Genomic DNA, 21032 nt, shown 5'->3' with positions numbered 1-21032 from the left:
TTAATAAAATATCTTCGGTGTTTTTTATACACTATCTAAGTACTGCATATCTCATATTATATTTAGAGTACTGTTGATTATAGGTAATCTCTCAGGATCTTTTTATTATGAATATGACAGTTAGTTAATTCGGTTTCCTAAATAAATTAATATAGAGAGGTTAATTATGTTATCAGCCGGAACGTATTCTAGCGCAGATGGTAAACATACATTGGTTATTACCGACCCAGATTTTTTGGGGGCTAAATTCACAGGTTCATTCACAACGAAAGACACGCCCGTAGGGGATTTTATTTATCAGGGCGCATCCTTCGTTGGTTCCTGGCTTTATACTGCGGGACAGGCGACGATTAATTTTGGCATTGCGTGTACCTATCGTAATGATGGGGGCGGTTATAATTATGTCATTCGTGATTATTGGGTGGGAACCTCAACGGATAACCCCGAGCAGATCACGTTAAGCGGTAGCCGTTCGTACACGACGATTACCGGTGGCCAACAGCGTTTCTCGTTTGAGGACGTTGTTTTCACTCGCCAACCAGACTGATTACATTCGTTATAATCCATCATTAATTTGGGTTTTCTCTAAGCCTCGATCGTTTCGTCGAGGCTTTTTTGATCAAGCAATCCTGTCGGTAAATCAATGCAGCTCGACTTCCCAGTCCTCATAAGGAGGGTCAACGGTGAAATTGGGGTCGCAGTATTGTCGTAAATAGTCTGTTGCCCGTTTTTCGGCATATTTGGCGTTCAGTACGTTGCCGTCTTCATCCAGCTCTAACACATTGGCGTAGATAGCGAAGACCTGTTCAAACGCGCTGGGCTCTTCACCGTACAGTGAAAGGTAATCAATGCCTTCTAGCGTATTTTGGGTGCCGCTAGCCATGAAATAGGCAAACGTTCTTAATGCGCTGCTAAAACTGTGGCTTAATTTCATGGTAAATCGCTCCTGTTATTGACTGCTTTACGCATTTATAGCTCATCAATCGGTGTCAGCCCGCCGTATTCATCAGAGTAAACGTACTTTCCGGCAATCACGTCAGAGACATAGCTCTGGAACCAGTTTGCGAACGAGGAAGACAATTTCTCTCTCTCGTCCATGTCGTGCCACATGGTAATAATCTGGCCGTGCTGGCCTCCGGTCGCCGGATCGAGATCGAGGCAGTAGTGATCGCCGCCGCCGTTGTGAGTGAAGGGGATCCACTTCGCGTTCCACCAGTCGTCTTTGATGCCGTCTTCCGGGCTGGACTGGATGCCCTCAAATTGTCCATCGCTAAGCAGCGATTGCCAAATTTCCCATTGTTCCAGTACCGCGTGTGTGGATAAGAATTCTGCGTTCTCGAAAAGGCCGCCTGAGTAGGTATCTTGCCCGTTATGAACACGCAGGCAGGCTTTGTAATCGTCGGGCAGCGCAGTGCCAAGTGCCTGTTCAAGCGCGTCGATTTCTTGTTCTGTAGCGGGGGGATTGAGCCCTTTTCGTCCTTCAGGCCAGTGCGTTTCCAGCCATATTTCAAAAACAGACCACTGTTCGTTCATGTTGCTTCCTTCTCAACGAGATTGATGAATAAACGCGGTAGCGCGTTGATTTATCACGAAGGAAATACTTTAGCGGTTTACGCGGATGAGATACAGCCGATATCGGGAGCGAAAAAAGGGAGCAGGCCGTGGCGTGCTCCCTGGAAGGTTGACGAGAACGTTATGCGGTGACGTGGTTGACCATCTGTGTCAGCACCTTGCGCCATGCATCTACCTGACCGAGGTAGTTTGCTGCGGGAATTTGCTGGAAATTCCCGTTGGCATCTTCCAGCGCGAACGTGGGGAAGCCTTGCCCGCGTACTTTCGCCAGTAATTCCCGGCTGGCACTGATGTGTTTTGACAGCGCTTCTGCCTGAATAAAGGCGAATTCTGTGCAGAAAGCGTCGCCATCCAGACCGATTGCTTCCGCACACTGACGTAGCACGGCGGCGTCGACGATCTTGAGCCCGGAAACGTAGTGCGCCTGCTCAATCTGGTACAACATCTCCATGCCTTTGTCAGCCATCGCTTCCGCAGCGAGTACGGCAGCCGTCGGCGGCGCGGAATCCAGTATGACGCTGGTGTCGCGCAGCAACCCTTCGTAATAATTTTCCCCGAAGGTCTGCCCAGTCATTTGCGCGATGCGGCGATCGTGAGGAATCACATAATCGTGCCACTCGGGGGTGATGGTGCGGCTATTGCTGCCCGTCATCATACCGCCGCCGTGGAGGATCAGATCCAGCCCCTCAATCTCCTGCGCAGCCAGCGCGAGTGGGGCGGCGCCGTAGCACCAGCCGCACAGTGGATCGTAAATGTAATGCAGTCTTACTGTGGCCACTTCATTTCACCTTTCAGAACCTGGGCGCTCAGTTCAAGACCAGATTCTTCTTTCAGCGTTGGGTAGTGTTTTTTCATTGCAGCGATCAGCTCGGCAGAGTTTTTGGTTTTTGCCAGCTCTTTCTCCACGGTATCCAGATATTGCAGCGTGAAGGTCACATTCTTCAGCGTGTAATCGGTTGGTGCGATGAAATGACCCGGTACGACGGTGGTCGGCTTCAGCGCTTCAATGGATTTCAGCGTTTCACGCCAGTGAACGCGAGATTCTGGCGTTTGGGTATCGGCAAGCCAGACGTGGATGTTGGCAGAGACTGGAATACCACCGACAACAGCTTTCAGCGACGGGATCCAGACGAAGGTACGATCTGGCGTTGGCCCTTTCAGCCCTTTTACTTCCAGTTTTTTGCCGTCAACGGTGAAGCTATCGCCTTCCAGCGGTTGAGGAACCACGATCTCTTTCGGCGCGTTTTCTTTCAGAACGGGGCCCCAATGCGCTACTTTGCCGTCTTTGCTGGCGTTGATTGCGTCGATGGTTGCCTGAGTAGCAATGATTTTAGCATCCGGGAAAGCGGCTTTGATCACGTCCAGACCGAAGTAATAGTCAGGGTCGGAATGGCTGATATAAACGGTGGTCAGTTTTTTTCCGGTGGCTTTGATGCGTTCAACCAGCGTCTGAGCATCGTTACGCTGGAACTGTGCATCGATCAGAGCAACTTCTTTATCTCCGCTGATAATTTCGGAGGAAACTGGGAATACGCTGGCTTCACCTGGATTAAACACATCGATTTTTAACTCTGCGGCGTTAGCAGCAGAAGCCAGACCCAGCGATGCAGCGAGTAAAGATACGGTAAAAGCGATAGATTTAGACATGGTGATACTCCACAGGTATGACAGAAAGTGGGTTCATGTTATGTTGCATTAATCGTACGAAAAACCGCAAAACTGGCAATTGTTTGTTGCATAAAACGGACTAATCTATGGATCGCATTACGGCGGCTGAAGTATTTGTGACTATTATAGACCGCGGCAGCATGATCGCGGCGGCAGAGACGCTGGATATGTCTCGGGCAATGGTGACGCGCTATCTGGCAGAGATGGAAGCGTGGGCGGGGACGCGGTTATTGCACCGTACGACGCGCAAACTGAGCCTGACGGATGCCGGGGAAAAAACGCTGGCGCGCTGTCGGGAGATGCTGGCGTTGACGGCGGATATGCGTATCGAGGCCGATACCGACGATGCCACGTTAAGCGGTTTGCTGCGCCTTAGCTGCTCACAATCGCTGGCGCAGGGGGCGCTCGGCATGGCGATCACGACGTTTCTAAGGCACCATCCTCGGGTCGCTATCGATCTGCAAATGAATAACCGCGCGGTGAATTTGGTCGAGGAGCGTATCGATCTGGCGCTGCGCATTACTAACGAACTGGATCCCAATCTGATTGCCCGACCGCTGGCACGCTGTGAGTCGGTGTTGTGTGCATCGCCCTCTTATCTGAATGAACACGGTATTCCGCGACAGCTGACCGATCTCTCGATTCACAACTGCCTGACCTATACCTATTTCGGCAAAAGCCTGTGGCATTTTTCCCGCGATGATGAAAAGTTTACGATTCCCGTCAGCGGTAACCTGAGCGGCAATGAATCGCTGGTGCTGCTGGCGGGCGCGCTGGAAGGGGCGGGGATCGCGCTACAACCACGCTATTCTGTGACGCCTTATCTCGCAACGGGACAACTGGTGGCGCTGTTGCCGGAATACCGTCCGCAGGCGATGGGGATTTATGGCATTTACACTTCACGCCGTCAGATGCCTGCCGCGCTGCGTACCCTGCTGGATTTTCTGGTGGACTGGTTTGCTCACGATCCGCGCTGGCGTGCGTTGACGCAGTGACAGGTTAAATGAGCCGAATCAACGTCGATAGGATTACTGCCGCAAGACCCGCTCCAGACGTGAAGTCACGCCAGCAGCGTACTGCCTGAGTTGGTCAATTACAGTATCGACCAGCGCTGACGCAGGACGGTGCAGTGGGCGAATCAGGCTGACCGTAAAGGGCACATCAATGCTGAAAGGCCGCACGATCACGGCGGAGGCGGCATAATCCAACGCGGTAAGCGGGTTGACGATGGACAGCCCGACACCCGCTCGTACCATCGCACATACCGACGCTGCGCTGTGGGTTTCCAGTACCATTCGACGCGACACGCCCTGTTCCTGAAACAGTTTGTCCAGCAGTTGGCGATAGCTGTCGGCACTCGACAGGCTGATAAAGGGCTCATCGGCAAAATCCTGCGGTGTGAGCACCGCTTTTTGCGCCAGCGGATGTCCGGCAGGTAGCACGCACACCTCATTGAGTAACATCAGCGTTTGCCGTTCTGTACCGGCTGGCGTGAGGCTGTTTTCCGTTAAGCCTAAATCGTGGCGCTGGGCGGACAGCCACTCTTCCAGCAGCGGTGATTCCTGCGGAATGATGTGCAGATTAAGCCGTGGATAGCGCGCCAGCAGCGGTTTGCAGACGTCTGGCAGCAGCGACTGTGAAAACACGGGCAGACAGGCAACGGAAAGCTGCGCTTGCTGAAAACGGCGAATATCGCTGGCGGCGTTGATAATCCGATCCAATCCATAATAAGAACGCTGCACTTCTTCAAACAGCTGTAGCCCCTGTGCGGTGGGGTAAAGCCTGCCGCGCAGTCTCTCGAACAGCGTCATCTGAATCAGTTTCTCGAAGCGTGCCAGTTCGCGGCTGACGGTCGGCTGCGAGGTGTTCAGCAGAGCCGCCGCTTCCGTCAGATTCCCGGTCGTCATGACCGCATGGAAAATCTCAATGTGTCGTAAGGATATTGCCGCCATATCGCCTCCTTATTCATTTTTATAAACCATATCAGAAATGAATAGAGTCTGCTTAAAACGATATTTGTTTACCCGTGAGGGTATTTTTATAGTGTTTCTCAATCATGTTTAACCCTGTAAATCGGTAACTTTTTATGCCTCACGATCTGAATGACGTAACACATGCTCTGAACGCGCAAAGCCTGCGTGAACTGCCTGCCCGCTTTGGTTGCCCGGTTTGGGCCTATGACGCGCAGACCATCGTTAACCGTATCGCTCAACTGCGCCAGTTCGACACGATTCGCTTTGCGCAGAAGGCGTGTTCCAACACGCACATTTTGCGCCTGATGCGTGAGCAGGGTGTGAAAGTCGATTCAGTATCGCTGGGTGAGATCGAACGTGCGTTGATCGCAGGCTTTGTGCCGGGCACCGATGCACATGAGATCGTGTTTACTGCCGATCTGCTGGATCGCCCGACGCTGCAACGTGTGTCTGAGCTGAATATTCCGGTGAACGCCGGTTCGGTCGATATGCTGGAACAGCTTGGTCAGCAGTCGCCGGGGCATCCGGTGTGGCTGCGCGTGAATCCGGGCTTTGGTCATGGTCACAGCCAGAAAACCAATACCGGCGGCGAGAACAGCAAGCATGGCATCTGGTACGGCGATTTGCCGCTGGCGCTGGCACACATTCAGCGCTATCAGCTGAAGCTGGTGGGCATCCACATGCATATCGGTTCCGGTGTTGATTACGGCCATCTGGAGCAGGTGTGTGAAGCGATGGTACGTCAGGTCGTTGAACTGGGTCAGGATATTGAGGCGATTTCAGCAGGCGGCGGACTGTCGATTCCCTATCGTCACGGCGAAGAAGCGATTGATACCGAACACTATTACGGCCTGTGGAACGCGGCGCGTGAGAAAATTGCTGCGCACCTCGGCCATCCGGTGACGCTGGAAATCGAGCCAGGACGTTTTCTGGTCGCGGAATCCGGAGTGCTGGTGGCGGAAGTACGGGCGGTCAAATCCATGGGGAGCCGCCACTTTGTGCTGGTTGATGCCGGGTTTAACGACCTGATGCGTCCGGCGATGTACGGCAGCTATCACCATGTTTCTCTGCTGCCGGGCGACGGCCGTGATATCAGCCAGTCCACCTTGCGTGACAGCGTGATTGCCGGGCCGCTGTGTGAATCCGGTGATGTGTTTACCCAACAGGCTGGCGGCGGCGTGGAAACGTTCGCGCTCGCGGATGCGCAGGTTGGCGACTATCTGGTCTTCCACGACACCGGCGCATACGGTGCATCCATGTCCTCTAACTACAACAGCCGTCCGCTGCTGCCGGAAGTGTTGTTTGAAAATGGCGAGCCGCGCCTGATTCGCCGCCGTCAGACGCTGGACGAGCTACTGGCGCTGGAAGCACTTTAATCACCATGATTTGGCCGCGTCTGAGGCGAGGCGGCCTGCTTTTCCCCTGAACGTTGCACATGACGCAGGCGAGCCCCTTGCCTGCTGAATGTGATACGCCAGCCAAACGTCATTCCGGCGGCGGACAGCAAAATCGCGATGGCGCCAGCAAGCTGCATGGCATCCAGCCGGTGCCCAAACGCGGCCCAGTCAACCAGTGCCGCGATAACGGGATAGATAAACGAGAGTGCCCCAACCAGCGCGGTCGGGATTTTCTGGATCGCGCTGTACAACAGCGTCGACATCAGCCCGGTATGGATCACACCAATCGCCACAAGCATTCCCCACTGTGAAGCCGTAGGCGATGTAGGTATTGCCGCGAAGGGGGCAAGGACAACGACGCCAACGAGCAACTTTATGAGTACAAGTACGTGCGGCGGGATCCCTGACAGCTTTTTCGTTATCGCGGCTGCCACGGCGTAGAAAAACGCGGCACCCAATGCCATCAGCACACCAGACAGATAGCCTTTATCATCGCTATCGATGCCCGTTTGCGCACTGACGATCAGAACGATGCCGCCAAAGGCGCACAGTAGCCAACAGAGTTTGTTGAGGGTCAGCGTTTCCCTGAAAAAGATCGCGCCTAGCCCCACCAACATAAAGGGCTGTGTGTGATACACCACAGTGGCGACGGCGATAGACGCATGTGCATACGCGCCAAACAGCAGCGTCCAGTTGAACACCAATGCCAGACCGCCGAGTAGGGTAATACCAGCCTGCTTCCAGTTAATGACGCCCCGTCGCAACAAGCCCAATAGCCCGCAGACGATCAGCATCGTCAATGCGCCGAACGCGCAGCGCCAGAAGACTACCGTCATGGCTGGCTGTCCTGACGTCAAAACGAACCAGCCAACCGTACCAGAAATGATCATCGCGATAGCCATTTCTATCGTGCCGCGAGTCTGAGATGTCATTTTTTTCCTGCCTATTTGTGCAAAGTGTGTGCTGCTATAGCGAACAAAATTTTTTATAATGAACAACAGGACAAAATAATGAACACAATGCCTTTGTTCGTCAAGTCGAACAAATGGTCATTATGGTGAACTCTATGACAATCGATAATCAGGAAAATGGTGCGCAGGCGATTACGCCCATCGCGCGGCTGGCCGTTGCTATTCGGCGAGAACGTGAGCGGCTAAATCTGTCAGTCACCGAACTGGCAAAGCGTGCAGGGCTGGCAAAATCAACGCTTTCGCAGTTGGAAACCGGGATTGGCAACCCAAGCCTGGAAACGCTCTGGGCGTTGGCGATGGCGCTGGATGTACAGGTCAGCCAGCTGATTGGTCAGTCTCGTCAGCATGTGCAGGTGATTCGGGCTAACGAAGGTGTGGCAACCTATTCGGAGCAGGCAAACTATGCTGCGACGCTGCTGGCCGCGTGTCCGGCAGGCGCGCAGCGTGATATTTATCGGCTTAACGTGCAGCCGGGGGAAGCCAGAGTCTCTCAACCGCATAGACCGGGGACGATTGAACACGTGATCCTGAGCAGCGGTCGCGCCAGAATTGGACCTGTCGCACAGCCCGTTGAACTGAGCGCGGGGGATTACATCAGCTACTCCGCCGACGTCCCGCACCTGTTTGATGCGCTGGAGGCGGATACGAGCGCGGTGATGTTGATTGAGCAGGGCTAAAGCGGCAACCCCGTGCGTACTGCTCGTACGGGGTAAGCGGTTACAATTTTTTTTAGCAAAAATGTTAATGAAAATCATTAAATTAGTATTTTTTATGTTTTCTTATGGTGAAAATAAGTTGCAACGCCATTGTGTATAGGTTGTTTTCTGATATTTTACTCACGTATTAATAAGCGGGTAACAGTGAGCGTATAGCCTGTCTTATATTTGTCATATAACAAGTCGATATATTTAATATGCATCCTATTCATTTGTTTTTTATTTAATTCAGGCGATAAGTTTAGTCTTTGTTATGTCATTGGTTTTATAGAACATAGTACGTTTTAAATTAGCGGTCTAATTATTGTTTTAACTATAATAAATCTATCTGATGTGCCTTGCTGTTTTTATGTAATAACGACGTTGTCAGTGATATGGAAAGACTGATGCGGGGTTAATGATCTCGCTGTGTAAATAAGACATTTTATACTCGTCATACTTCAAGTTGCATGTGCGTTGGCCGCGTTCAGTCACCCGAATCACTTACTTGAGTAAGCTCATCGGGATACCTTCTCTTGCCGCCTGCCTGAAACTCGAATTATTTAGAGTATATGTCATAAGACGCTTGAGGGAATAAACGTGCAAGATGGCAAAAGTGTAATCCTGAAACTTAATGCTGAAATCAGCTATCGATTTCCTATCACAACAGATAGAGATGATGTGAATGCTAAACGTCTGCAATATTTTATTGATGCGACGTCCCACCCCTTTGAACGATCCACATTAGAAGGTCATGTTACTGGAACGGCTTTTATTGTGGATAAAGAAAGACAACACACCCTTCTTTTAAGACATAAGAAATTGAATATGTGGTTGCCGCCCGGCGGCCACTGTGATGGCAATGCCGATATTATCGATACCGTATTACGAGAAACACAGGAAGAGACAGGAATCGACAACGTTAATGTTGTCTCTAATGAGATATTGGATATCGATATTCATCTCATTCCCGCCAACCCCAAAGAGCCTGAACATTACCACTATGACATTCGTTTTTTGCTACAGGCTGACAGGCATGTACCGCTGGTTATCAATGAGCAAGAGGCGACAAACCTACAGTGGATAAGCATTGACCGGCTCGAAGATTACACGCAGCTCCCATCGCTTTTAATACTGAGAGAGAAAATGGAGGTATTATGAAAATCGGATTCGTTGGATTTGGTGCACAAGCTCGTGAAAATCTTATACCCGCGTGTAATGCATTATTTGGCGTGGAAATTGCGGCGATTTGTGATACCGACCCTGCAAAGTGTCTTGAAGCGGCGACCCTGTTTAAATTTGATGAAGCAAAGGTATTCAGTAATCATTGTGACATGATGGATAAATGTAAACTCGATGCCGTTATCGTAGCGTGTTATCCCTCCGCCCATTATCAGATAGCTTATGATGCGATAGAACGTGGCATTCCGGTCTTATTAGAAAAACCCGTAGCGGCCCGTTCGGAAGATGTTATTCGCCTTGCTGAAATGGCGAAGCGAAAAGGCGTGATTACCGGTTCCGGTATGAATTTTCGTTTCGCCGATGTAACAGAACGTATTAAGCAAATCTATAACGATAAAATACAGATGATCAGTTTACGGCAAATGGCGAATAAACCAGTCTCTGTACTCTGGGATTATAACAGCGTGTTGAAATCCTTTCTGCATGCACAGACTATTCACGGCCTCGATCTCCTGATACATCTCTGTGGCTCGGTCAAGAAATTATCGGTGGCGGATAATAGCAGCGACGGAAATATTATATTTAGCGTATTACTGGAGTTCGTTAATGGTGCTCACGGCACGCTCATTACCAGTAATACCTCGCCACACTTCACTTTTGATTTAGACGTATTAGCCGACGATCGGCTTCATATTAAGAGCACATCACTGAGTACGATTAGCGTTGCGGATATGGACAAAACGTATCTGAAAGGTGAACGCAAACGCTGGTGCGATACCTGGGCCGTCAGTCCGCTGTCGTCAGGGTATTCGAGAGCGGGGTACACGGGCGAGATTCTCGATTTTATTAATGCCATTCAGGCAGGCGACAGGGATTCCAAGACGGCTCTGTCAACGCTGATTGAAACCTATCGCTGCATGGATGCTATCGAAGAACAGTGCAAACGCGTGTTAGCGGTTAATTATTAAGTTCGGGTTAACGTTAAGGGATTATCTTATGACCGAAAAAACTTATCAGAACCTTCATATCAATTTCGACCAAAGCGATTACGACGCCGTACTGTCTGCGTTTAATACCACCAGCTTTTCGGGTAAATCCCCCATTTTGACGGAATACGAACACGCGCTCGCCCGCTATTTTGGCACAACCAAGGCGTTACCCTGCTGCAATGGCACCGTGGCGATTGAACTGGCGATTCGAGGGCTGGGTTTGCAGCCTGGCGATCGCATTGCGCTGCCGCCTACCGCGCCGATTATGACTATCCTGCCGATTATCACCACAGGGTGTGTGCCTGTTTTTTGCGACGTCGCCCCCCTGTCTTTTTCACCGGATCTCGATCACTTGCGCAAACTCGTGCAGGAACAGCCGATTAAGGCGTTGATTGTCGTCCCGATGTGGGGCTATCCGATTGAAATGCGTGCCGTGGTGGATTTCTGCAAGACGCAAGGCATTCGGCTGATTGAGGACTGTGCTCACGCCTTTGGCACCACCTCTGACGGACAATATCTGGGGACGTTTGGTGATGTTTCCTGTTTCTCTACTCATGAACGTAAGCTGATGAGCACGGGCGAGGGCGGCTTCTGCCTGACCAACGATGATGATGTCTATGAGCGGATGCTCAGATGGCAGCACCACGGGCTCAAAGCATCCAGCAGGAACAACGGCTACATCTTGGGTGAAGACATTGGCACCAACTTCAAATTGCCGCCGCTATGCGCTGCGCTGGGTATCAATCAGTTAAAGAAACTCGACCAGAAAATTGCGGATCGCCGCGAGCGCGTGCAGAAAGTCCGACAGGCGCTGTCGGCTATCCCGACAATAGAGGAATTTCCCCGCTATCAGGGGGCAGAGATCAATGGCTATTCCATGGTCTACCATAACCTCAACGGCGCGAGCGTTGAACAAGGTAACCGCATGTTTTCTCAGGGGGTGATGTCCGACACCACCCGATACAAATACAAACCGCTTTATCGCGAACCGGCTTTTACGCCATACGCAGAACCTTGTCCCAATGCAGAACACATCATTGAAACTATTTTCACCGTTCCCTGCCATGAAGGGCTCAACGATAGCGATATCGATTACATCGTCAGTGTCGTAAACGACAACTTCAATGCCTAAGGAAGAGGTAATGGACGACGCGATCTTTTCAAACGATCTCAACGATCCTGTACAGGCCAGAAAGCGTGAACTGGACGCCGTTATTGCGGTGGCGGCGGGGGATATGGATGCCTCCCTTGCCACGGTCGCGCGCTTTGAATCTGAACTGGCTGACTGGGCTGGGTTTGCAACATGTGTAGGGACGTCGTCTGATACCGGAGGCGTCAGCGTCATGCTCGGCGCCCTTGATCTCCGGCCCGGCGATGAGGTGATCGTGGGCCCAGGTATTCCGGCATGGGTCACGTCGCCTTTGGTGCATGCGGGGTTGATTCCGGTAGCCGCGGATGATGAGGCTGACACGCTGGGCGTACAGTTGGCCTCGTTCGAGCAGCGATTCAGTGACAGAACCCGAGCCGTGCTGGTTTCTTCCTCTTTTCTATACCATCAGGATATCACTCACGTCATTGCGCTAAGCCGGGCGAAGCAATTGGTCACGATTGTCGAACTGACTGCTTCTATTGGCACGATGCTTGACCACCGGCAGATCGTTGAGGGATTCGATGTCGGGCTTTTGTCCTTGCGGGAAGGCGTTTCCGCCATTTCTACGGGCGAAGGGGGGGCCGTATTTTTTCGCCATCGAGAATGGGGCCGCCGAGCGAAAAGCTACTCTCAATTCTCCGACCTGGATGGGATAAATGTAGGCGTTAATCACAAGATAAGCGGCATCCAGTGTGCTGTCGGGCGGTATCGCTTACAGGCGCTGATGGCAAAAAATGTGGCGTATAGCGCGGCAGATTCCCGAATGGATGCGGATAGCCAACACCCCGCCAGTGAATCGTCGTCACCCGCTGTGGACGCTGACGTTGTCGGCAGCGCCCCCGTCATTAAAGACAGTTTTTACCCTGTTGGCACCCGCGAAGAGGCGTTTGTGCTGGCCGCGTTGAACAGCGGTATCGGAGGACGATCCGATACCGTTCGCCAATACGAACAGCAGCTAAAAACGCATTTCAATGCCGGACATGCTATTGCCACATCATCGGGATATGGCTCGCTCGTTGTCGCGCTGTCTGCCTTTGGCCTCAAACCGGGGGACAAGGTGCTGTTAACGCCGACATGTCCGCTGTGCACGGTATACGCCCTCACGTTTATGCGAGTCGAACCGGTATTTTGCGATATCAGCCCGGATGATTTCACCATCGATCTGGCTATGGCAGAACGCATGATCGACGGCAAAACCAGAGCGATTATCGATATCCCGATGTGGGGATATCCGGTTGATGCGAAGCGGGTGGCTGCGTTTGCACGTGCGAAAGGGTTGTATTACCTGCTTGATATCGCACTGGCGCATAAGGCCAAGCTGGATGGCGAATTCCTCTGGAAATATGCCGATATGGCGACGTTTTCCACACACCACAGCAAAACGCTGGTCACCGGCGAGGGCGGGGCGGTGCTGACGGATAACGACGAGCTGGCGCTGAAGGCAAAGCAGTTCACGCACTGTGATTTCACCGCCTCTCGTAATCCTGTCTTGAATTTCTCCCTGAGCGGTTTACAAGCCGCGCTGGGGCTGGCGCGACTCCATCGACTGGAACAGGATGTGCAGCATCGTCTGTCTACTATGCAGACGCTCGGCAAATTGCTGACCAACCCGCACCTTGAACCGTTACCGGTTATCTCTGGCGGCGAGCCCGCTGGCACCAAACTGCTTGTGCGGTCGCTCACGGGCGACAATGACGCTTTACTTGAACATCAGTCCCGTGCCGGTATCCCTTCGGATATCGCGCTGTATAACTGTAAGGCGCTGTACCAGTATCCCGTTTTACGTGACAAAGCCACGCCGTGCCCGAATGCGGAGCGGATGCTGGCGACCATCACCACCTTACCTGTTCACCCGGATATCCGACAGGCTGACATCGCGGTGATCGCATCGGTACTCAATCGCTTTCAACCTGAGCATTCGGAGGAAGTTCTGTCATGACGACATTAAGACGTGGTACCGATAAGGCTATTGTCATTGGCGCCAGCATCGCTGGCTGTCTGGCTGCTCGTTCGCTCGCCAGACACTTCAAAGAGGTTGTGCTGCTCGATCTGGATACGTTTAGTGATGAACCTTGCACACGTCGGACGGTACCGCAGGAACATCATGTGCATCTGCTATTAAACCGTGGCGTCCAGATTATCGAGAATTTCTATCCCGGTTTTAAGAACGAGCTGCTGCACTCCGGTGCTGAGGAGATCGATCTGTCTCATGGCGTGAAGTGCTATGCCGGCATTGGCTGGAAACAGCGCTGGCCAACCGGTATTACCGCGCACTACTGCTCAAGAACGTTGCTTGAGCATGTCCTGAGGCAATCGGCCAAACGTGTACCGAATATCGCGATTAAGGACGGTTGTCGGGTTAAACACCTGATTCATGATGACGGAACCGTTCGGGGGCTTGTCGCGAGCGTTGGGCAAGTGGAGGAAGCGCTGGAAGCCGATCTGGTGGTGGATGCCTCTGGCAGAAACTCAAAAGCTTCGGCGTGGCTGAAGCAGTTAGGCTACGGTGAGGTGCAGCGCGAAGAGGTCGAGAATCAGCTCGGCTATGTGTCGCGCGTCTATAAGAAAGATCCAAAGCGTCAGACCGGCTGGAAAGTGCTGCTGGTCACCCCAAATTTGCCAACAACACGCAGTATGGGTGTTATCAGCCCCATTGAGGGCGACAAGTATATCGTCACTGCCGGAGGCTGGTTTGGCGCCTCACCCAAGCCCAATGAACATGACTTTATGCGGTTCCTTGCCGAGCTGCCGGTGCCTGATATCCATGATGAGGTCAGCAAGCTGGAGCCGCTGAGTGAGTTTCACCAGTTCAAGATGCCGTGCAGCCTGAGACGTCGCTATGACCTGATGCCGTCATGGCCTGATGGCTTTTTGGTTGTGGGAGACGCGCTATGCAGCATCAACCCTATCTACAGTCAGGGGATGAGTGTGTCAGCCCTGCAAGCCGACGCGCTGGATCGCGCCCTGCCTGAGTACCTCCGGCGCACGATCCCAGCCCGGCAGGTGCTGAATGCGCAAGTGATGGCGACGGAAATCTCCTGGCAACAGGCTAAAAAAAGCGACGAAAGCCTGAGCCAGCAGGCAACAAAAGCCGATCTAAAAAATACGCTGAAAGAGCGGTATATCAGTCTGGTTCACGCCGCGTCGTTCCACAATCGGGACGTAGCGATCGCCACCCTCAAGATCGCTAACCTGCTAGAAGTGCAGCGCACGCTTTATCGCTTCCCCATAGTCAGCGCCTCATTATCCAGCGTCATTGCCCGAGCCATACGATAAGGAACATCACGATGAAAGATAGCACTGCGATTAAACACGTTATTTTCGACTGGAATGGCACGTTGGTCGATGACCTGGCGCTGGCGGTGAAGGGGCTAAATGCGGTGAGGGAATTACAAACGCTGCCACCTCTCGATGCAAAACGGTATCGCGAGCATTTCGGGTTCCCAATCCAATCGTTCTATCAGGCGGTCGGGATCGACTGCGAGAGCGGACGATTCGACGATTTGATCCACACGTATCTGAGTATTTTCAACAGTGAGATCAACCAATGTCCGCTCCATCAGGGGGCGGTGGATATCATCAGTATGTTGCGACGTACCGGCGTGAGCATCTCCGTGCTGTCTGCCAGCCAGCACGAGACGTTGCAGAATAACCTTGCCAGCGCTGGTATCGATCACCTGGTCGATCATGTGTTTGGCCTCACGAATACCCAGGCTAAAGGCAAGCAGGGTATTGCTGAAGAGCTAGACTCGGTACTGGGAAACCCGGGAACGGCTGCTCTGATGATCGGTGATACCGACCATGATATCGATGTCGCACATGCCTGCGGCTGGCAGATGGCCTCCGTTTCTCACGGCCATCAGACGCACGAGCGGCTGAGCGCGATTCACCCGTTTGTTTTCGGGGATCTGTCATCGGTATACCGCGCCTATTTCCGCTAATTTCGCCAATACCATGGAGAGGTTTCACATGTTAAACCAAGATCGTGTTTTCGATGTGATGGTGGTACTGATCGCGTTAAGCCTGTTTTTCCGGCTGGCGATCAAGCTGTATTACCGCGACGGTGAGCGGATCCTGCCGAAATTCAAACTTAGCCCCGGTAACAGAGATGAGATCAGCTATTACAAGCGATTCGATACGCTATTCGCGCCGCTGCCGTTTATCTATTGCTGGCTAGAGATTTTTGCCGCCGTGCTGTTCTTCCGCTGGACGGACTATAACGTGCTGTCCGGTGTGCTACTGGCGGTGGTGACCTCGGGGCGGATGAGAGCGCTACAGGAGCTGGGTCACAATGCCTTGCACTTGGCACTGTGCCCTTCGAAGAGGCTACAGTGGTTCCTGTCCAACACGTTTTTCCAGTTCCCGACGCTGAAAAGGGATATGGATTCGCGCTTTATTACGCACGTCATTGAACATCACCCTAACGCGGACGTCCCAGGTAAAGATCCGAATCTGCGGCGGGTGGTTGCCGCAGGCATGGTGCCCGGTATCAGCCGTGGTCAGTTCATCAAAGCCTTGTTCTATCCGGTCAGCCTTAAAGGTCTGGCGAATAACATCAAGGGCAACTTCCGCGATGTGTTCCGCGAAAACACCTCGAAGCAGACTGCGCTGCTGCGCGCCGTCGTGACGATAAGCGTCGTGGCGCTTTATTTGTGGGTGGGCGGCATTGCGGCGTTGATTGTCGGGTGGGTAATTCCCATTTTCTCCATTTATCCGCTGTTTTCATGGTGGTCGCTGCTCTCCAAGCACCGCTGGCATACCCCCTATACTCCAACCCGCTATCGGCTTGCTCATGATTACGAACATGGCCGCGCCACGGATTTTTCCGGCGTGTTCGGTGCGATTCAGCGATATCTGATATTTCCGATGTCCGACGCCTATCATCTGGCACACCACATTTATCCCACCGTTCGCTATCAATACATGCCCGCCGTGGACTGGGCGCTGAAAGTCAATGAACCGCGATACACGCAATACATCGCGAAGGGAATGATCTTTGGTTCAGGCGGGCAACCTGCAGCGCTCTCTGAGCTATACCATCGGCTCGTCAACACGGCTGTTCAATCGCCAGTAAACAGGGAAAGAGGAACGATTAATGACTGATCAACGAACGACTACGCCACCCCGTATTGGGATTATCTGCGGCAGCGGCATGGATTCCCTGTCGATCATCGAGGCGTCCGAACGCATCAACGTCACGACTTCTTTCGGCGACCCTTCCGGCATCATCACGCTCGGCGAGATAGCCGGGGTGCCGGTGGCGATCGTCAACCGGCATGGTATCGGCCACAGGCTGCTGCCCTCGGAAATTAACGTCAGAGCCAACATTGCTGCACTCAAGGCGCTGGGGGTTTCACAGGTCATTTCATTCAGCGCCGTCGGCAGTCTGGTCGAAGAGGCACCTCCTGGAACGTTTGTCGCGATCGATCAATATATCGATCGGACATACCGCCGCGTGAATACCTTTTTCGGTTCAGGGGTTGTGGCGCATGTTCCTTTTGGAAAGCCGGTTTGCACGGATAACCATTCGCTGCTGGTTGACGCATTGGGTGAGTTATCCATTCCCCATTTGGCAAAGGGACTGTATGTCGTGATGGAAGGGCCGCACTTTTCAACCAAAGCGGAATCCGCATTCCATCGCCAAATGGGGGGCACGGTCATTGGTATGACCGCCATGCCAGAGCCGAAGCTCTGCCGCGAAGCCGAGCTTTGCTACAACATGGTCGCGATGGTGACCGATTATGACTGCTGGCATACCTCCCATGAGGCGGTGAATGCCGCCATGGTCAGTGAGCAGATGGCCGACAATATTAAGAAAGCCGAGTCTCTGTTATCCGTCATTGTGCCAAAACTCGCACAGCGTGAGGCGCTATGCCGCGATCGCTGCCAACACGCGTTAGATGGCGCCATCATGACGGATTTCAGCCTGATCACATCCGATGTTATTCGCCGTTTTTCACCGTTACTTGACCGTGTCATCCAGGACGATATGCCGTCCTGAAATTGTTGCTTAGCTGGGAGAGATTGGAATGAAAACTACCGCAGGATTGTTGTTTGACCTGGATGGAACACTGCTCGACACCGACCGGCTGCATCTGGCCGCGTTTAATGAACTTCTGGCCGACTTTGACCAGTCCGTCACGATCGACTATTACAACGAAAAAATCATGGGCGCGCCGATGGATCAAATCACGCGCGATCTGTTCCCCAATTTATCGCCTGAGCACCGCCATGAACTGGGAGAACGTAAAGAAGCCCTGTTCAGGAAGCAGCTTACGGGGCCGCTGGAAGGCCGGCCGGGAGTCACTGAGCTCTTTGAGTGGGCGCAGGCCAGAAACATCGGGATCGCCGTGGTGACTAACGCGCCGCGTGAAAGCGCCATCATGATGTTGAAAGGGCTACATTTGCTGGAGTCCGTTGATCATTTGCTCATTGGCGCGGAACTACCGCGTAGCAAGCCCGATCCTTATCCCTACGCGGAAGCGATGCGACTGCTGGGCGTCGGGCGTGAAAATTCATTAGCGTTTGAGGATTCCGGCCCCGGTATTCAGTCGGCGGCGGCGGCGGGAGTCTTTACTTTCGGTATGACGGGAGCGCTGGATGAAGCGGCATTGCTGAAGTACGGCGCGTCCGCGGCGATCCCCGATTTCAAAGATGACAAGCTGACGGTCATGCTCAGCAAGCTTAGCGCCTGAGGAAAAGGAACCGACATGGCCTCCACTATCATTCATGCCCCCACGGGGGACGGCTCAAAGGCCACGCTCAGAGCCTATAGCTCTTTTGAACCCTATGAACTTGCCGATTATCTGCAAGCGCTCGCGCATCACATGCCTGATGTGGCGATCCACATTGAAAGAATGCCGACGGCAGCGCTGACGGCAAGACTGGCTCAAGAACAGCACGCTCCTCAGGTGGATATGATTCTGGGGTGGGCGGATACCGCCTCGCGCACCCTTGATTTAAGCGGTGTGCTATTTGCTCCGGGCGCTGACGCCGATGGATACCTGCGCATCACCGGGTTTTCAACCGCGATCGTTGTCGATCCTGCTGTCCTCTCCGAAACGGGCGTGGACATCGCATCATGGGTCGATCTTACCCAGTCAGCCCTTCAGGGGCGGATTGCGTTTCCCGATCCGGCTGTATCGGGCGCAGGGTTTCTGGCTCTGGCGACGATTCTGCAATTCTATGGCGAAACCGAGGGCTGGGCGATCCTCGCTGATATTTATCGCAATGCACACATCAGGCCGCCTTCCGCGTGGGAACCCGCCCGGCTGACCGGAGAAGGACAGATCGCGGCTGGCGTAACGGTAAAAATAGCGGCCTCAAATCGGCAGCGGGAACGTCCCTCTCTGCACATCGTTGAGCCGCAGGATGCGATCGGCATTGAATCCGAGGTTTTTGCTGGCTTTACCACGACCCGTCACCCTTCGCTGGTCACTCAGGCACTGGAATGGCTCAGGTCAGAAGAAGCGGAAGGGATTTATGCCAGCTACAACAAAATTATTCTCGGAAAACCGGATAGCCGGCTATTTGTTATTGATGCTGAAAACGCGGTAAAAAACCGAACCCGCTGGTTGTCCCAGCTTGAATTCATTGCAAACGGTAATCACCTATGAAAAACACGACTTATGCACCCTCTGCCACGACGGCGGTCGTCAATGACAGCTGGGTATTAGCCAATGACTGGGGAAAGCTAACCAAATACGACATCACATACACGCGTTCAAACGGAACGGAACAGCGGTTGGTTCGTGAAGCCTATGACCGTGGTCACGGCGCGACCATTGCGCTCTACAACGCGGATGCGCGTACGGTCATTCTCACCAGCCAGTTTCGTCTGCCAGCCTTTTTGATTGGCCACCATTATGAGCTTATTGAAGCGTGCGCAGGCCTGTTGGATGAACGTGACCCGATTCAGGCCATCAGAAAAGAGGCGGAGGAGGAAACCGGATATAAACTCAATGACGTCACCAAAATTGGCGAAATATTCATGAGTCCCGGCTCTGTGACCGAGCGTCTACACTTCTTTATTGCGCCTTTTACGCATGAGATGCGAATTAATGAAGGCGGCGGTATTGCCGAAGAAGGCGAAGATATCAAGGTCATGGAAATTCCGATTAAAGATGCGCTGCAAATGATTGATGACGGCCAGATTATTGATGCCAAAACCATTATTTTGCTTCAGCACCTGGTTATTAAAAATATTTGTAAGCCGTAATTCCCGAGCCCCATAAAGGAAATGAAGAGATGACGGAACAGAGCCTGGTTAAACCCCAATTCAAACGCGACTATTACACGTTCTATTTATATATGTTGTCGGTGGTGTGCGGCTTTCATCAGGCCGTACCGGGCTCTATCACCCCTTTCCTGCGTGATGAATTACAGCTGTCCCGAATCGTGATTGGCTGGCACTTTAGCCTCTACGCCATTGGTATGTTTGCGACAGGCTTTATCGTTACCTACTGTTCCAAAAGGGTCTCGCCAAAACGTATTCTGCTCACCAGCTCGTTTGCGGTGACGATTGCGGTTGCCATTTTTTCCCTCCCGATGCCTTCATCGGCAACGCTGAGCATGTCGCTGGTGTTGGGGTTGGCGGGGGGCGCGATGCAAATAGCCATTCAGGAATCGCTGGCACGCCATCATGGTGAAAACAGCGGGGTTGCCATCACGGAGGGATGCATTTTTGCCGCCATTGGGGTCTTTGCCGGGCCGGTCTTTGTCAGCCTCGCGGTGGAGTTAGGGTGGGGATGGCGGATGGCGATGTTTGTGCCCATCATCGCGCTGCTGCCTCTTCTCTTTATCGCACCCGGGAATCTGTCGCGGGTGCCTGTCAATATCGCTACTTCATCCAGCCACCCTGCGGATAGCTCCCCTCGCTTGCCGCTGGTGGCGTTCCTGATGTTCGGCATGATTTTCCTCGGCATTTCAGCAGAGTGGGGCATCGGTTTTTGGGGCGCGCAGTTCCTGGAAGAGCAGTTATCCGTAACGGTTGCGACCAGCGTGGGGATGATGTCTGCGTACTTCGGCGGCACGATTGTCGGGCGGATTGTGGTGAGCCGTTTGCTGCTGCGTTATGAAATCAACACGCTCCTGATCGGGGCAATGATCGTGGGCGGTATCGGTTTGGTTATTCTGTGGCTGGTTCCCCATGTTACCGTTGCGTTAGTGAGTCTGGCGATTTTAGGGGCCTGTCTGGGGAATTTTTTCCCGCTGATATTATCGGTTGCGACGCAGCAACCAGCGCAGTTTCTGTCAAAAATCGCGGCGGGGGCAACCCAGTCGGTAGGACTGGCGCTCTTACTGGCGCCCCTGTTACTTGGCAAGGTAGGCGAAGGTATCGGGTTGGTTGGCGCGATCGGGCTATTGACCGTGATTCCGCCCGTGATGCTGGTGGCCTATCTGCTGTCACGCAAACTGTCTTAATGAACCACTGGG

22 protein-coding genes are annotated in these 21032 nt (G+C 52.9%); 16 read left to right on the top strand and 6 right to left on the bottom strand.

Translation table 11 applies throughout. From position 1 onward, the window contains the following. The first annotated feature begins 166 nt into the window (after positions 1-166). Complete coding sequence (locus I2D83_RS04670) at positions 167-547, top strand: hypothetical protein (RefSeq protein ID WP_180778609.1); 381 nt, start codon at positions 167-169, stop codon at positions 545-547. A 93-nt stretch (positions 548-640) separates the two neighbouring features. On the opposite strand, the gene I2D83_RS04665 is transcribed toward I2D83_RS04670, so the two are convergent. From I2D83_RS04665 to I2D83_RS04650, 4 genes are all read right to left on the bottom strand, one after another. After that, a complete protein-coding gene (locus tag I2D83_RS04665; protein WP_015841631.1) occupies positions 641-934 on the bottom strand; it encodes a DUF7677 family protein in 294 nt (97 codons plus the stop codon). Between the two features lie 35 nt (positions 935-969). Then, positions 970-1533 (bottom strand): SMI1/KNR4 family protein, encoded by a 564-nt coding sequence (locus I2D83_RS04660; protein WP_181847146.1) that lies wholly within the window; start codon positions 1531-1533, stop codon positions 970-972. Between the two features lie 160 nt (positions 1534-1693). Next, positions 1694-2350, bottom strand: coding sequence for a DsbA family protein (locus tag I2D83_RS04655; protein WP_015841629.1), 657 nt, complete (start codon positions 2348-2350; stop codon positions 1694-1696). Beyond that, on the bottom strand, positions 2338-3219 hold the full coding sequence (locus I2D83_RS04650) for an MBL fold metallo-hydrolase (RefSeq protein ID WP_015841628.1): 882 nt from the start codon (positions 3217-3219) through the stop codon (positions 2338-2340). The genes I2D83_RS04655 and I2D83_RS04650 overlap by 13 nt, the downstream gene beginning before the upstream one ends. 107 nt (positions 3220-3326) lie before the next feature. Here I2D83_RS04650 and I2D83_RS04645 point away from each other — a divergent pair, with 107 nt between their 5' ends. Beyond that, positions 3327-4235: a LysR family transcriptional regulator gene (locus tag I2D83_RS04645; RefSeq protein ID WP_205947635.1), complete on the top strand. Its 909-nt coding sequence runs from the start codon at positions 3327-3329 to the stop codon at positions 4233-4235. A 33-nt stretch (positions 4236-4268) separates the two neighbouring features. On the opposite strand, the gene I2D83_RS04640 is transcribed toward I2D83_RS04645, so the two are convergent. Continuing rightward, positions 4269-5192: a LysR family transcriptional regulator gene (locus I2D83_RS04640; RefSeq protein ID WP_205947634.1), complete on the bottom strand. Its 924-nt coding sequence runs from the start codon at positions 5190-5192 to the stop codon at positions 4269-4271. A 134-nt stretch (positions 5193-5326) separates the two neighbouring features. On the opposite strand from I2D83_RS04640, the gene lysA reads away from it, so the two are divergent. Then, on the top strand, positions 5327-6589 hold the full coding sequence (lysA, locus tag I2D83_RS04635; RefSeq protein ID WP_205947633.1) for a diaminopimelate decarboxylase: 1263 nt from the start codon (positions 5327-5329) through the stop codon (positions 6587-6589). On the opposite strand, the gene I2D83_RS04630 is transcribed toward lysA, so the two are convergent. Then, positions 6586-7542 carry a DMT family transporter gene (locus tag I2D83_RS04630; protein ID WP_205947632.1) on the bottom strand — a complete coding sequence of 319 codons (957 nt, stop codon included), beginning with the start codon at positions 7540-7542 and terminating at the stop codon, positions 6586-6588. The genes lysA and I2D83_RS04630 overlap by 4 nt on opposite strands. A gap of 122 nt (positions 7543-7664) precedes the next feature. On the opposite strand from I2D83_RS04630, the gene I2D83_RS04625 reads away from it, so the two are divergent. The 13 genes from I2D83_RS04625 (at position 7665) to I2D83_RS04565 (ending at position 21020) form a co-directional block, all read left to right on the top strand. Then, positions 7665-8258 (top strand): helix-turn-helix domain-containing protein, encoded by a 594-nt coding sequence (locus tag I2D83_RS04625; protein ID WP_413232270.1) that lies wholly within the window; start codon positions 7665-7667, stop codon positions 8256-8258. A gap of 618 nt (positions 8259-8876) precedes the next feature. After that, positions 8877-9437 carry an NUDIX hydrolase gene (locus I2D83_RS04620; protein WP_015841622.1) on the top strand — a complete coding sequence of 187 codons (561 nt, stop codon included), beginning with the start codon at positions 8877-8879 and terminating at the stop codon, positions 9435-9437. Then, the gene (locus I2D83_RS04615) at positions 9434-10426 is read left to right on the top strand and encodes a Gfo/Idh/MocA family oxidoreductase (protein WP_180778613.1); all 993 of its coding nucleotides are present in this window, start codon (positions 9434-9436) and stop codon (positions 10424-10426) included. Before I2D83_RS04620 ends, I2D83_RS04615 begins: the two co-directional genes overlap by 4 nt. Before the next feature lie 28 nt (positions 10427-10454). After that, positions 10455-11579: a DegT/DnrJ/EryC1/StrS family aminotransferase gene (locus I2D83_RS04610; protein WP_182100610.1), complete on the top strand. Its 1125-nt coding sequence runs from the start codon at positions 10455-10457 to the stop codon at positions 11577-11579. Between the two features lie 10 nt (positions 11580-11589). Beyond that, positions 11590-13536: a DegT/DnrJ/EryC1/StrS family aminotransferase gene (locus tag I2D83_RS04605; protein WP_205947630.1), complete on the top strand. Its 1947-nt coding sequence runs from the start codon at positions 11590-11592 to the stop codon at positions 13534-13536. Then, positions 13533-14873, top strand: coding sequence for an NAD(P)/FAD-dependent oxidoreductase (locus I2D83_RS04600; RefSeq protein WP_182100612.1), 1341 nt, complete (start codon positions 13533-13535; stop codon positions 14871-14873). Before I2D83_RS04605 ends, I2D83_RS04600 begins: the two co-directional genes overlap by 4 nt. 11 nt (positions 14874-14884) lie before the next feature. Further along, positions 14885-15538 (top strand): HAD family hydrolase, encoded by a 654-nt coding sequence (locus I2D83_RS04595; protein ID WP_015841617.1) that lies wholly within the window; start codon positions 14885-14887, stop codon positions 15536-15538. 28 nt (positions 15539-15566) lie between these two features. Beyond that, positions 15567-16700, top strand: coding sequence for a fatty acid desaturase family protein (locus I2D83_RS04590; RefSeq protein ID WP_205947629.1), 1134 nt, complete (start codon positions 15567-15569; stop codon positions 16698-16700). Continuing rightward, positions 16693-17598 (top strand): S-methyl-5'-thioadenosine phosphorylase, encoded by a 906-nt coding sequence (gene mtnP / locus I2D83_RS04585; protein WP_205947628.1) that lies wholly within the window; start codon positions 16693-16695, stop codon positions 17596-17598. Before I2D83_RS04590 ends, mtnP begins: the two co-directional genes overlap by 8 nt. A gap of 28 nt (positions 17599-17626) precedes the next feature. Beyond that, positions 17627-18292, top strand: a complete 666-nt coding sequence (locus I2D83_RS04580; RefSeq protein ID WP_205947627.1) for an HAD family hydrolase — start codon at positions 17627-17629, stop codon at positions 18290-18292. 15 nt (positions 18293-18307) lie between these two features. After that, on the top strand, positions 18308-19213 hold the full coding sequence (locus I2D83_RS04575) for a substrate-binding domain-containing protein (RefSeq protein ID WP_181845915.1): 906 nt from the start codon (positions 18308-18310) through the stop codon (positions 19211-19213). Beyond that, the gene (locus I2D83_RS04570; protein WP_180778620.1) at positions 19210-19815 is read left to right on the top strand and encodes an NUDIX domain-containing protein; all 606 of its coding nucleotides are present in this window, start codon (positions 19210-19212) and stop codon (positions 19813-19815) included. Before I2D83_RS04575 ends, I2D83_RS04570 begins: the two co-directional genes overlap by 4 nt. 29 nt (positions 19816-19844) lie before the next feature. Then, the gene (locus I2D83_RS04565; RefSeq protein WP_180778621.1) at positions 19845-21020 is read left to right on the top strand and encodes an MFS transporter; all 1176 of its coding nucleotides are present in this window, start codon (positions 19845-19847) and stop codon (positions 21018-21020) included. The last annotated feature ends 12 nt before the right edge of the window (positions 21021-21032 follow it).

Source organism: Pectobacterium aroidearum, assembly GCF_015689195.1.
GTDB lineage: Bacteria > Pseudomonadota > Gammaproteobacteria > Enterobacterales > Enterobacteriaceae > Pectobacterium > Pectobacterium aroidearum.
Note: the sequence above shows the minus strand (reverse complement) of the source record. Positions and strands in the feature narration are given on the sequence as shown.